The 12482-nt window shown below is 38.8% G+C and carries 12 protein-coding genes and 2 pseudogenes; 9 read left to right on the top strand and 5 right to left on the bottom strand.

Annotated features, from left to right (window positions below; all coding sequences use genetic code 11):
• Window positions 1–148 precede the first annotated feature (148 nt).
• Window positions 149–1693 (top strand): D-alanyl-D-alanine carboxypeptidase/D-alanyl-D-alanine endopeptidase, encoded by a 1545-nt coding sequence (dacB, locus tag CFK37_RS17040; RefSeq protein WP_425445348.1) that lies wholly within the window; start codon window positions 149–151, stop codon window positions 1691–1693.
• 40 nt (window positions 1694–1733) lie between these two features.
• Here dacB and CFK37_RS17035 read toward each other — a convergent pair whose 3' ends face one another.
• Window positions 1734–2417 carry a hypothetical protein gene (locus CFK37_RS17035; RefSeq protein WP_089062999.1) on the bottom strand — a complete coding sequence of 228 codons (684 nt, stop codon included), beginning with the start codon at window positions 2415–2417 and terminating at the stop codon, window positions 1734–1736.
• A gap of 101 nt (window positions 2418–2518) precedes the next feature.
• On the opposite strand from CFK37_RS17035, the gene CFK37_RS17030 reads away from it, so the two are divergent.
• The 3 genes from CFK37_RS17030 to tatA all read left to right on the top strand — a co-directional run bounded on the left by CFK37_RS17030 (window position 2519) and on the right by tatA (window position 5303).
• Complete coding sequence (locus CFK37_RS17030; protein WP_089062998.1) at window positions 2519–3292, top strand: gluconate 2-dehydrogenase subunit 3 family protein; 774 nt, start codon at window positions 2519–2521, stop codon at window positions 3290–3292.
• A gap of 73 nt (window positions 3293–3365) precedes the next feature.
• A complete protein-coding gene (locus CFK37_RS17025) occupies window positions 3366–5081 on the top strand; it encodes a GMC family oxidoreductase (RefSeq protein ID WP_089062997.1) in 1716 nt (571 codons plus the stop codon).
• Window positions 5082–5114: 33 nt separating this feature from the next.
• Window positions 5115–5303, top strand: a complete 189-nt coding sequence (gene tatA / locus CFK37_RS17020; RefSeq protein WP_089062996.1) for a twin-arginine translocase TatA/TatE family subunit — start codon at window positions 5115–5117, stop codon at window positions 5301–5303.
• Between the two features lie 160 nt (window positions 5304–5463).
• Here the strand turns inward: tatA and CFK37_RS17015 are convergent, their stop codons facing one another.
• The 3 genes and pseudogenes from CFK37_RS17015 to uraA form a co-directional block, all read right to left on the bottom strand.
• Window positions 5464–5925, bottom strand: coding sequence for a YndM family protein (locus CFK37_RS17015; RefSeq protein ID WP_089062995.1), 462 nt, complete (start codon window positions 5923–5925; stop codon window positions 5464–5466).
• Window positions 5926–6164: 239 nt separating this feature from the next.
• Window positions 6165–7037, bottom strand: coding sequence for a prephenate dehydratase (pheA, locus tag CFK37_RS17010; protein ID WP_089062994.1), 873 nt, complete (start codon window positions 7035–7037; stop codon window positions 6165–6167).
• A gap of 78 nt (window positions 7038–7115) precedes the next feature.
• A pseudogene (uraA, locus tag CFK37_RS17005) lies at window positions 7116–8395 on the bottom strand (uracil permease).
• A gap of 302 nt (window positions 8396–8697) precedes the next feature.
• Between uraA and CFK37_RS20705 the strand changes: the two are divergent.
• Window positions 8698–8838 (top strand): annotated as a pseudogene (locus CFK37_RS20705) (hypothetical protein); the annotation flags it as partial.
• Window position 8839: 1 nt separating this feature from the next.
• A complete protein-coding gene (locus CFK37_RS17000) occupies window positions 8840–9097 on the top strand; it encodes an FAD-dependent oxidoreductase (protein WP_089063700.1) in 258 nt (85 codons plus the stop codon).
• Between the two features lie 87 nt (window positions 9098–9184).
• On the opposite strand, the gene CFK37_RS16995 is transcribed toward CFK37_RS17000, so the two are convergent.
• Window positions 9185–9298 (bottom strand): YjcZ family sporulation protein, encoded by a 114-nt coding sequence (locus CFK37_RS16995; RefSeq protein ID WP_089062993.1) that lies wholly within the window; start codon window positions 9296–9298, stop codon window positions 9185–9187.
• Window positions 9299–9497: 199 nt separating this feature from the next.
• Between CFK37_RS16995 and CFK37_RS16990 the strand changes: the two genes are divergently transcribed.
• The 3 genes from CFK37_RS16990 (at window position 9498) to CFK37_RS16980 (ending at window position 12254) form a co-directional block, all read left to right on the top strand.
• Window positions 9498–10628, top strand: coding sequence for a DEAD/DEAH box helicase (locus CFK37_RS16990; protein WP_089062992.1), 1131 nt, complete (start codon window positions 9498–9500; stop codon window positions 10626–10628).
• A gap of 242 nt (window positions 10629–10870) precedes the next feature.
• A complete protein-coding gene (locus CFK37_RS16985) occupies window positions 10871–11608 on the top strand; it encodes a YveK family protein (RefSeq protein ID WP_089062991.1) in 738 nt (245 codons plus the stop codon).
• Window positions 11595–12254, top strand: coding sequence for a CpsD/CapB family tyrosine-protein kinase (locus CFK37_RS16980; RefSeq protein WP_089062990.1), 660 nt, complete (start codon window positions 11595–11597; stop codon window positions 12252–12254). The genes CFK37_RS16985 and CFK37_RS16980 overlap by 14 nt, the downstream gene beginning before the upstream one ends.
• Window positions 12255–12482: the final 228 nt, after the last annotated feature.

The raw sequence follows: 12482 nt of genomic DNA, 5'->3' as shown, positions 1-12482 counted from the left end.
AAATTGCGACGGAACAATAGTATCAGCAACGTGATTTCCACAGCGGTCGCGGACGCAAACATAATTTTTAGTTACATCGCGGTTTTAGGTTTTGTGTCAAAAACAGCCATATGCAAAAAGCATAGTCCTTTGATATAAAAAGGTGGAGGTGATTATTTTGAAAATTGCCAGAATCATCTTTACTGTTCTTTTAGTATTATTAATAATTTTTTTAATAGACAATGTACCTTCTAATGAAAAAAGCGAATCCGCCAACGACATGAAGGAGGAGAACGGAATGGATGAATCAAGTATTCCGGCCAAGGCCGCAGCAAATACGGGTTCCTTGGAGAAACAATTGGATAGTTATCTAGAAAGTGAACCAAACTTGGAGGGAGCAATAATAGGTATTAGTATTCGCTCCGCTGCTACAGGAGATTTACTGTACCAGCATAATGCCGATACCCGGCTGCATCCAGCTTCCAATATGAAATTATTCACGGCAGCTAGTGCGTTATCCACTTTAGGCGCTGACCATACTTTTACCACAGAAGTACTAAGAGGCGGACAGGTAAATGGCGGTACCTTGTATGGCGATCTATATTTAAAAGGAAAAGGGGATCCAACCTTATTACCGGAAGACTTTGCCGACTTCGCCAAGACAATAAGTGAAAGCGGCATAAATAAAATCAGTGGTAACATTATTGCTGATGACACGTGGTATGATAACATACGAGTTTCTCCCGATTTGATTTGGGATGATGAACAATTTTACTATGGAGCACAGATTTCAGCGTTAACCGTTTCTCCAGATAAAGATTATAATGCGGGATCGGTAAATGTGAGTGTAACTCCAGGAAAACCAGGTGAAAAACCTGAAATAACTGTTTCCCCTAAAACGGATTATGTGGATATTGTCAATACCGCCAAAACGATTGCTTCCGGTGAGGAAGAGGATATTGAAGTTGGGCGTGAACATGGTACAAATGTAATAACTATTGATGGTACTATTCCGGCTGACACAAAGCCGCTTGAAGAATCGATGGCGGTCTGGGAACCAACTGATTATGCATTGAACCTGTTTAAAAAGGCACTTGTGAATCAAGGCATTTCCTGGACGGGTGATATCAAAACTGGGAAAACACCAGATGACGCTGAGATTCTTCTTTCCCACGAATCCATGCCATTATCGGAATTACTTCTTCCTTTTATGAAGCTAAGCAATAATGTTCATGCGGAAACACTTGTTAAAGAAATGGGCAAAGTTGTGAAGGGTGAAGGAAGTTTTGAAAAAGGACTGGAGGTGATAGAAGAACAGCTTCTGAACTTTGGCTTAAATATTGAGACATTAAAATTAAGGGATGGCTCTGGAATTTCCAGCAGTAATTTAATTCCGCCAAATGAGATTTCAAAGTTATTATATGCTATTCAAAAAGAAAAATGGTACACCACCTATATTCATTCGCTGCCTGTGGCGGGAGCGGAAGAGCGACTTGTTGGCGGAACACTTCAAGATAGGATGGAAGACATTGCTGATCACGCCCGGGTTCAGGCGAAAACTGGAACCATTCAATCCGTTAGCTCGTTATCAGGTTATTTGAATACCAGAGAAAGTGAAACAGTTATTTTTTCCATTGTAATCAACCATTTATTAGATGAAGATGACGGAAAAGGTATTGAAGATAAAATCGTATCTATTTTAGCAAATGAATAAAAAATGAAGGAGAGCCAATTTTGGTTCTCCTTTTTAGTCCCTATTCTTTAGTCATTTTTAGCAACTTCAATAGGTCGTCTGCAGCTGCTTGGTAGGAAACAGCTTTAATGTTCTCTTTAATGCTGTTGATCAGGTCAATTGCTTTTGGATCAGTTACTGTGAGAATCTTGACATTACCATTAAACATTTTGTTCATTTTTTCTTTGGCTTGATCCAAATTGTCATGACTTTTGTTCTTTGAATCATTAACTCCTTTAGGTTCACCCTTGCCAGACATACCCTCTGTTCCACTTAATACATCATTTTGCAAATTATCGTATTCATGGGATGTTGTTTGTTTATCTTTGCGCGCCAATACAACCGAATCATCAATTGCAAAGACCTTAACACCAGTGATTCCTACTCCTTTTAACTTTGATTCAAGGAAAGAAGAAAGGCCACCCTCATGAATACCGGAACTTCCGATTGAGCCATAGGTATCGTTACCCATCCCATCATATGATGTACCATTCTTATTTGTGGTATCGGTTTTATCACCGTTTTCACTAGGAATAACGGATGGATCATTCAGATCTGAATCATGTGAGACATTATTTATATTTGCCCCATCATTAGCGTCATTTGTACGCAAGGCCTCATCCTGTCCATTGCCATTACAAGCTGAAAGTAAGATCGCTAGACTAAATACAAAAAAGATCATAATGGTTTTCCATATTGTTTTCATTTTGCTACCCTCCATTTTTACGATTACTTGTATAATGCCCATAAAGTTTTTGTGTATGAATGGTTATTTTTGGTGACATAATAAGCTAGGAAAATAAGTTCATGGATAAAGAGGTGATTTCTTTGGCTGATGATAAAAACAAAGAACAAGCAGAAAGAGAAAGGCTGTCTCGCAGAAGGTTTATTAAAAATTCGGGTTATGCGGTTGGCGGTCTTGCAGTTGGAGGGGTTTTAGGCGGTGTTATCCCGTGGGATACAGATGAAAAGAAGACTAACCCACAAACCAAAAATAATAAAACAACCAACTTTACCCACGCATTAATGAACTTTAGCCAAAATGAATTTAAAATGGTTGAAGCTGCATCGGAAAGAATTTTTCCAAAGGATGAAAATGGTCCAGGGGCGAAGGAATTAGGTGTGGCCTATTATATTGACCATCAACTGGCCGGTTCTTATGGTCTAAATGCAAGAGATTATATGCAACCCCCATTTTTTCATGGTGAAAAGGTTCAAGGATATCAGGGCAGGTTAAGGCGAAAAGAAATTTTTCGGATTGCATTAAAAGAAATGCAAAACTACAGCCAGAAAAAGTATAAGAAGAGTTTTGCTAACTTGTCCGCTGAGGAGCAGGATGCTATTCTGACAGATTTTGCTGAGGATAAGGTCAATCTAATGACGGTCTCTCCAAGCGGTTTCTTTGATTTACTCCGCAGTATGACATTGGAGGGTGTTTACAGTGATCCATTATATAGCGGAAATAAAGATATGGACGGCTGGAGAATGAGGAATTTTCCAGGCAATCAAATGAGTTATTCAGATATCATTACTGGTGATTTTAAAGAAATACCACCAAAAAGTCTCCGCGAACATATGTAGAAAAGCGGAGGCGACTGGTCTGTGGTGAAAGGGTTAGAAGCGTTATTTATAGTAAAAATATTGAGGTGATAGAATGGCTAAAAAAATGCCGAAAACGGATGTAGTAGTTGTTGGTGTAGGCTGGGGCGGAGGAATCATCGCCTCGGAACTTACAAAACAAGGACTGAATGTTGTAGGTTTAGAGCGCGGACAAGAGCGGCACACGGAAGATTATTACATGGTTCATGATGAATTGCGCTATGCTGTCCGGTATGAATTAATGCAAGATTTATCAAAGGAAACGCTTTCTTTTCGAAGTAATGAAAAAATGCGCGCACTGCCAATGCGTCAATATGGTTCTTTCCTAATGGGGAGCGGTCTTGGCGGGGCTGGTGTACATTGGAATGGTCAAACATTTCGCTTTCTTCCTTATGACTTTAATATTAAAAGTGCAACGATTGAACGCTACGGAAAAAATAAAATTCCCGCTGGCATGACTATTCAGGATTGGGGGATAACGTACGACGAAATTGAACCTTATTATGATAAATTTGAAAAAATGGCAGGCATCTCAGGGGAGGAAAATCCGCTGGGGGGCAAGCGTTCAGATAAATACCCAACTAAACCAATGAAACATTCTGAACAAATGAAGATGTTTAAAAAAGCAACGGAAAACCTGAAGTATCATCCTTATACCGTACCATCTGCAAATTTATCGGAAGCATATGAAAATCCTGATGGGATTAAACGATCAGCGTGCCAATATTGCGGTTTTTGTGAACGATTTGGCTGTGAGTACGGTGCTAAGGCGGATCCTGTAGTTACTGTTATCCCTGTTGCGAATAAAACCGGAAAATTTGATCTTAGAACCCATTCTTGGGTAAGGAAAGTATTGCATAACGGCGATAAGGCTACTGGGGTACTTTACACGGACGTGACAACTGGTGAAGAAATTGAACAACCTGCTGATGTAGTGGTACTGACCAGTTATGTATTTAATAATGCAAGACTGCTGTTAAATTCCAAGGTTGGCCGCCCTTATGACCCTTCCACCGGGAAAGGTGTAATAGGAAAGAACTATGCCTACCAAGTAGTAAAAGGAGCTGCGACTGGCTATTTTGATGATCAAAAATTTAATAATTTTGCTGGTGCAGGGGCTCTGGGAATGGTCATTGATGATTTTAATGGTGATAATTTTGACCATTCGGATTTAGACTTCATTCATGGCGGTTACTTAAGTTTGACACAGACGGGTCAAAGACCGATACAAAACAATCCAATCCCAAGCGATTCACCAACTTGGGGTAAAGAATTCAAACAAAACTCGTTAAAATACATTAATAAAACATTGTCAGTCGGTGCAATGGGAGCCAGTATGCCATTCCAGCACCATTACCTTGATCTTGATCCAACGTATAAGGACACTTTTGGTGATCCAATTGTTCGAATGACATTTGACTTTGAGGAACAGGATCGTAAATTAGCTAAGTTTACAGCAAAAAAGGCAAGTGGGATTTTGAAGGAAATGGGTGCAGACAAGATTGATGCCATGGAAGAACTGGGCCCGTATAATATAACAACATATCAATCTACACATAATACCGGCGGTGTTATCATGGGAGCAGATTCGGAAACATCTGCTGTCAATAATTATTTACAAATGTGGGATATGGAAAATCTGTTTGTTGTTGGAGCTTCCGCCTTCCCGCACAATGGTGGTTATAATCCGACAGATACAGTTGGTGCCCTGGCATATCGGGCTGCGGAAGGTATTATGAAGTACAGTAAAAATGGTGGTATGCTCGCGTAATTGTATCCTTAATGGAAAGAAGGAGTTAGACAAATGCTCTCAAACATTGGTGTGCCAGGATTAATCATTATTTTGGTGATTACCTTGATTATTTTCGGTCCAAAGAAACTTCCGGAGATCGGATCAGCATTTGGAAAAACACTATCAGAGTTCAAACGGACAACCAGCAGTATTATGAGCGATGAGGAAGAACCGTCGAAGGTCGAGAAAAATGATTTATAAAATTGAACGGGAATTGTCTGATAAAAGATAATTCCTGTTTTCTTTTACACTTTAAGGGAATATAAATAATAATCTAAGGCTCTCGCATTAGTTCTTTGCGACAAGCTAGGAATGTTTAACATAAGAAAGGCCGGAACAATTAAGATCCGACCTGCAATAATTATTCTTTTGTTTCATTGTCCTCCAGGGACTTTTGATATTCCTTTTTCACATCCGGTTCGTCTGAACTAAATTCGGTACTAAAACGTTGACCGGATACAGCGGTATTATGCGCATCTTCTTCAAGAACATGTCTTTCCATATATATGTGAAAAAATACTTCACAAATCGATATGATTACTGCACTAATAATGGACGCTAGAATAATCGGGATGTTTTCCTCGATAATACTTCCTCCAAAAAGCCATACAATAATGAAGGAAAGCCCAAGGTCAGCAAGTGTTGCCACTGTATTACTTGTGTTAGGCAATACGTACATATCACCTAGGTAGGATATACCCGTTAAGACCAAACTGATCAGCAGAACATCGCCAAAATCAACTCCGTAGAATAATGATAAAACGACAAACAAAACAGCAGTCACCAGGACGAACTTTGTAATTAGCCCTTTTAGGTGTTCCATTTCTTTTCTCCTTTCAGAAAACGGTTAAATTTAAACATGAAAGTGCATTTATTATCTTTTCCTGGTCTGCTGCAAATATACGAATTCATACCGCGGAAAGCAACGGTCAAAAATAACCCCGCGCATTTTTCGTGGGAAATCACGTGCTGTTATGTCGCGTTATTTTAATGTGGTGATACTAGCTACAAACTATACAAAAAGGCCTTTCAAAAAATAGGAAGGCATAGCTACTGCCTTCCTTAAACCTGTTTATATGTATAATAAGATCCAAATGTCTGAATTGAACAATTCAGGGCGGTGAGTTCATCTACGGCACCTTTCATCATTGGATGATCTTCAGCTTCAAGCACATCAATGATAAAGAAATAATCCCCAAGCCCGGTTTTTAATGGTCTTGATTCAATTTTACTAAGATTGAGCCTTCGCCATGCGAATACCGACAAAACTTGATGCAATATTCCTGAGCGGTCATCTTCTGGAAGCTTAACCATTAAGGTTGTTTTGAGCTTATTAGTATGTCCTTCACTTTCCAGATTTTCTTTTCGCTGTGACAAAACGACGAACCGTGTATGGTTGAACTGTACATCCTGGATATTTTCTTCCGTTATATGTAACCCATATTTTTCTGCTGCTAATCTGTTTCCAATTGCTGCTATTTTTTCATTAGGGTTTTCCGATATATATTTGGCAGCCGCAGCCGTTGAAGTCGTCTGAATAAGTGGAACGTGGCGGAAATTGGTCTGCAAATATTTATGACACTGGGCGAGCGCATGCGGATGTGAATTAATTGATTCAAGTTCATCAACGAAATGAGCTTGTTGTTCATTGACCATCAAGTGTTGCTCAATCGGTATAGAAATTTCCGCATTAATGTATAGTTTGCTGCCATGAAATAGGTAATCGATAGTCAAGGGGACAGAACCTTCTAACGCATTCTCGAGTGGAACGATCGCATAGTCGACAGTTCCTGCTGTAACTGATTCGATACAGTCCGGAATTGTAGGTTGTGGCATTAATTCAGCCTGGCCGAATAGAGTAGTTACGGCAATATGTGTAAATGATGCTTCTGGTCCCAAGTAGGCGACTGTTGGTTTGATGTTTTTATCTTCCATATATAATGATCCTCCCATATTTTTTATCCAGTATAGCATAAAAGAGCCACAGCATAATGGCTGGGCCCTTAAAAAATTCTATTCATTCGACAAATTTAATAAATCAAGCAGTTTAAAGAATATACTTAGAATGATGGCAACAACGGTCGCTAATCCCATACCTGTCAAGGAAACATCCCCAAGTTAATTGTCGCCCCGCTAATTCCTATTACAAGAACAACGGTAGTAAGTATCAGGTTTTGTGAGCGGTTGTAGTCGATTTGTGCTTCAACCAGCATTCGTATACCGCTTGCAGCAATAATTCCAAATAACAGGATTGAAATTCCACCCATTACCGGTGTTGGAATGGAAGAAATCAGGGCAGCAAGTTTTCCGCAAAACGAAAGAAGGACTGCTACCACCGCGGCCATACCTATTATCCACGTGGAGTATACTTTCGTGATGGCTAATACTCCGATATTCTCACCGTATGTTGTATTTGGAGTTGAACCAAACAAGCTTGAGATAATGGTGGAAATCCCATTTCCGAATAAGGAACGATCAAGTCCAGGATCCTTGGTTAAATCGTTTTTAACAATATTGCCTGTCACAAATAAATGTCCAATATGCTCTGGAATAATAACAAGTGCAGCTGGAAGGATAACTAAAATTGCCGACCAGTCAAATTTCATTTGGTAGAAGGTTGGCATGGAGATCCATGCTGCTTCGTGCACTTTTGTTAAATCAACTATTCCGAATGACAGTGCTATTAAATATCCAGCGATTATACCGATAAGGATTGGAATGATTTTTAAAAAACCGCGCATTGTTACCCAGCAAACGATGGTAATTGTCAAGGTCAAAAATGATACAAGCGCTACTTTTGGATCAACGCTCCATGATGCGCCCCCATCTGCAGGCGCAATCCATCCAGCCATTTCTGCCGCGGTCGGAACAAGTTCTAGTCCTATAACAGCAACAATTGCCCCCATCGCAGCAGGCGGGAAAATGACATCAATCCATGCGGTACCAGCAATTTTCACAAGCAATGCAACAAGACATAAAACAATTCCTACGACCAGGAAACCACCGAGCACATAACTATATCCTGATCCACCCGAATGCTGCCCAAGTACAACAAAAACAGGTGAAATGAAAGCAAAGCTAGAGCCTAAATACGCAGGAATTTTTCCTTTTGTAATAAACAAGTAGATCAATGTGCCAATTCCATTCATTAATAAAATTGTTGCGGGATTGACATTAAATAATACTGGAACTAAAACAGTTGAACCGAACATTGCAAATAAGTGCTGAATACTAAGCGGTAAGCTTTGTAAGAATGGTAATCGTTCGTCAACCTGGATTTCACGCTGTGCCATATTTTTTCCCCCATAAAATAAATTTTGACAAATAAAAACACCTTGCTCAATCATGGCAAGGTGTTTTGTGTACAAATAAAGGACCGCCCGGGATGGAAAATTGGTTCCATTTCGAGTATGTTTGTTTTATTTGTTACACCTTGCCAGCCTCACAGGACTGAATTAAAGGTAACCGTATTAAACTTATCTTAGTTATTATGACAATTTCTGCAACATGTGTCAATCTATTTAGCTTCACAAATTTTACCACCTTTTATTGCTTGGGAAATAATTGAGCCGTTACATCATAATTTGAAGGAAATTATATGGAAATGGGAGCAATGCGTTTTCCCGAAACGCATCAGCTAGTAATGGAATATATTCGTAAATATAATTTGCCGATAAATCCATTCATTAACACGTCAGAGAACGATCTTTTATTGGTAAAGGCGTGGGTTATATAAGATTTACGGGGAACAAGTATACACAGAATATTTACAAGGTGCCTCATTTAGCTGGGGTCGATATGAATTTTCTGCTGGGTGTTTCACCTTATTCTCGCCAAACCAGGAATCCGATTTTGATGACGCAATATATTTACCTGAACGCAGGGTTCACTTTGCAGGAGAACATACTTCGTCATTTCATGGTTGGGTAGAGGGAGCAATTGAATCCGGAATTCGATCATCCTATGAGGTTTATTATCGAAAAGATAAATACTAAAAAGCTGGTTCCGTTAAGAACCAGCTTCTATTTTTTTCTGATAGAGGAATGAAGAAGTTATCCGTCTGAAGATGGCAGTTCTAAAAATTAATATCCGCCACCGCCAAAGCCGTTCATAAAGCCGCCTGCTCCGACAATAATAAGCAAAATAAACAATACAACGATTAACGCGAATCCACCATTATTTCCACCGTAGCTCATTAATATTTCCTCCTTTCGCAGTAGGATTACTCTTATATTATGAATTGGAAACCATTGTGTAATGGACAAATACTCATCTTTGATAAAAATGGGTGGTGCAATCGTGTATTTCATAGCGTTTATCAAGTAACTCTTTTTGAGCGGAACGAAAAAGGGTATAATAAGGCGAGATTGTGAAATAGAAAGGAACGTTATACAAATGAAAAATGACATAGATATGATGCAGCCCTTCTTACAGGAAGCATGGAAAAATTCCGGATTTACTGAATTGACCGTAATACAAGAAAAGACGAGCTATCTGGTTAGAGAAGGCCGTGACATAATAGCGGAGGCTCCAACTGGGAGCGGGAAGACACTTGCCTATTTGATACCAATATTACAAAAAATTGATACAAGTCAGAAACAGGTTCAAGCCGTTATTTTGGCATCAAGCCATGAACTTGTGATGCAAATCCACCAGGAAATTCAGAAATGGACTAAAGGAAGCAGTATATCGAGTGCAGCATTGATTGGTGGAGCAAATATTAATCGCCAAATTGAAAAATTAAAAAAGAAACCGCAAATTGTTGCAGGGACACCTGGGAGAATTCTTGAATTAATTAACCGTAAAAAATTAAAAATGCATGAAGTTCAATCATTAGTTTTAGATGAAGCAGACCAATTAATCGTTGATGAGCATGTGAATACTGTGAATAGTATTATGAAAAGCACCAGCAAGGATCGTCAATTATTGTTGTTTTCAGCTACTCTTCCACAGTCAGTGGAGGAAGTTGGCTTAGCATATATGAAAGATCCTGCAGTCATTCGTGTGAAAGAGTCAGAAACGAATAAACCTAAAGTGAATCATGTCTATGTAATGTGTGAAGCACGTGAAAAACTGGACCTACTGAAAAAATTGACGAATATACCCAATTCTAAAGTCCTTGCGTTTATGCGTGACATCGGAAACTTAGCCGTTTTGGCTGAAAAGCTTGCCTATAAGGGATTGGATGTTGGAGTCCTGCATAGTGATACCCGCAAGGAACAGCGGCAAAAAGCATTAAAAACATTTCGAACAGCTGATAATGCTTTATTACTTGCAACTGATGTTGCCGCCCGAGGGTTAGATATTGACGATCTAACACATGTAGTTAATGTTGATTTGCCAAAGGATATTACGCAATATAAACACCGGGCAGGAAGAACCGGACGCCTTGGGTCAAGTGGGGGAACCATTGTATCGTTAATTGAACCGTATGAATACAAACAGCTTAGTAAATTTGTAAAAGAGGTTGGCGAAGAGTTACACGAGAAGGTATTATATGCAGGGAAACTTATAAACCCGAAATAGGAGGCTATAAAAGAAGTTTTGTGTGGGTATCTGCACAAAACTTCCTATAGTGATAAATATTTCCCTAAATAAAGAGAAAATAGCGCTTGACATGTTCTTTATAAAGAACTATACTGAACATTAATAAGTAACCCATAAGCAATTGTACATAAAAATAAAAACCAAACATATTAATTATTTACTAATAAATTTTTTTGGAGCCGATGTTCGCTATATAGAATGACAGTGCATAGGGGGATATAATGGGTAAATTAAAACAGGAAAGACTCATTGAAAATTTAAAGGAAAAGGAAATTAACTTAAAGGAATATTACCTCCTAATAAAAAAACGATTCTGGATTGTGATTGTTATTACGATACTGACAACTTCAGCAGGTTATTTTTACAGCAGTTTGAACAATACATTATTATATCAGAGTTCGACAAGAGTCATAATCGGCTCAGAAGAAGGGGGAGATATGAAAACCCTTTTGGTTATGATTAAAGATCCGATTATTATGGAGAAGGTTATTGATGAATTGGAGTTAACCAGGTCAGCAGATGCAATTGCCGCGGGGATAACTGCCGAAATTATTGATGATTCGCGTGTAGTTAAGATATCAGTAACTGATCAAAATCCGCAAACCGCTGCTGCCATTGCAAATACAACAGCGGAAGTATTCAAACGGGAAATAGTAAATCTCTTGGATTTTAGAGATGTCCAATTATTATCAGAGGCCAAAGAAAACCCGAGTGCAATTAACCAAACGCAGAATAAAACAACAATCATTGGATTTGTGTTTGGAATCATTGTTGGTGTTGGATTGATCTTTTTGTTAGATGCTTTAGATACAACTGTTAAACATGAGAGTGAAATAGAGCTTATCTTAGGTGTTCCAGTAATAGGCATTGTTTCTAATATGAATAAGAAAAAGGTAGTGGAAAAAAAGGTGAAAGTACCAGTAGTTGAATCGAGGAGTGAGACGGTTGATATTTCATAAGAGGGGTCGAACAGATTCAAATAAAAGGCATCTAATCACATATTCCAATCCGGACTCTATTGTCTCCGATCAATTTCGGGCAATTCGAACCAACATAAACTTTTTAACGGAAAAAAGAAAACACCGGTTGTTTATTATTACTTCACCAGGTGAGGGGGAAGGAAAATCAACTACGACGGCAAATTTAGCTGTTTCAATGGCACATCAAAAAGAAAAGATTTTATTAATTGATGCTAATTTAAGAAATCCTATTATTCATGACGTATTTAAAATACCAAATGAACTGGGATTAACGAGTATACTTACAGGCAAAGTCAGAGCTGAAAGTGCAATACAGCAAACAGATATTGGCAATCTTGAAATAATTACGAGCGGGGCGACATTATTCAATCCAGCTGAACTATTGGGGAATGAACAAATGACAACCTTATTGAAAACAGTAGCAGATCTGTATGATATTGTTCTGATTGATTCACCACCAGTACTTGATTCTACAGAAACAAGAGTATTAGCAAACCAATGTGACGGGGTTGTAATAGTCTTAAACCGTGGGAAAACCGCAATAGAAAAGACAATTGAATCCAGGCGTGTATTAGAGTTAGCGCATTCAAGACTAGTGGGGGCAATTATCAATGAAAAACGATAATTTTTTTGGATTATATGTTCTTTATTAAGAACCATTTGTGCTCTTTGTAGTCTTCTATTCACGGCCAAACGGAAGCTTTCATACTTTTGGTGATGTCTTCTAACCATTATCAATGAAGGCACTCGATCATGCTGTGGGTTGGTTAACCTTAGACGCATTCGTTGTCGAAAGTGTGATGTGAGGGCGGGTTGGATGCCCCATACATACTTAAGTTATAAAAAAAGGAGG

This window comes from Virgibacillus phasianinus (genome assembly GCF_002216775.1).
GTDB lineage: Bacteria > Bacillota > Bacilli > Bacillales > Amphibacillaceae > Virgibacillus_F > Virgibacillus_F phasianinus.
This window is presented reverse-complemented; position numbering and strand designations above follow the sequence as displayed.

Bases quoted from the DNA above. Each gene is read 5' to 3' on its own strand.
- CFK37_RS16990 (WP_089062992.1), top strand. From the start codon at position 9,498: ATGAAAAATGACATAGATATGATGCAGCCCTTCTTACAGGAAGCATGG.
- CFK37_RS17025 (WP_089062997.1), top strand. From the start codon at position 3,366: ATGGCTAAAAAAATGCCGAAAACGGATGTAGTAGTTGTTGGTGTAGGC.
- pheA (WP_089062994.1), bottom strand. From the start codon at position 7,037: ATGGAAGATAAAAACATCAAACCAACAGTCGCCTACTTGGGACCAGAA.
- CFK37_RS17035 (WP_089062999.1), bottom strand. From the start codon at position 2,417: ATGAAAACAATATGGAAAACCATTATGATCTTTTTTGTATTTAGTCTA.
- CFK37_RS16995 (WP_089062993.1), bottom strand. From the start codon at position 9,298: ATGAGCTACGGTGGAAATAATGGTGGATTCGCGTTAATCGTTGTATTG.
- tatA (WP_089062996.1), top strand. From the start codon at position 5,115: ATGCTCTCAAACATTGGTGTGCCAGGATTAATCATTATTTTGGTGATT.
- CFK37_RS17030 (WP_089062998.1), top strand. From the start codon at position 2,519: ATGGATAAAGAGGTGATTTCTTTGGCTGATGATAAAAACAAAGAACAA.
- CFK37_RS17015 (WP_089062995.1), bottom strand. From the start codon at position 5,925: ATGGAACACCTAAAAGGGCTAATTACAAAGTTCGTCCTGGTGACTGCT.
- CFK37_RS16985 (WP_089062991.1), top strand. From the start codon at position 10,871: ATGGGTAAATTAAAACAGGAAAGACTCATTGAAAATTTAAAGGAAAAG.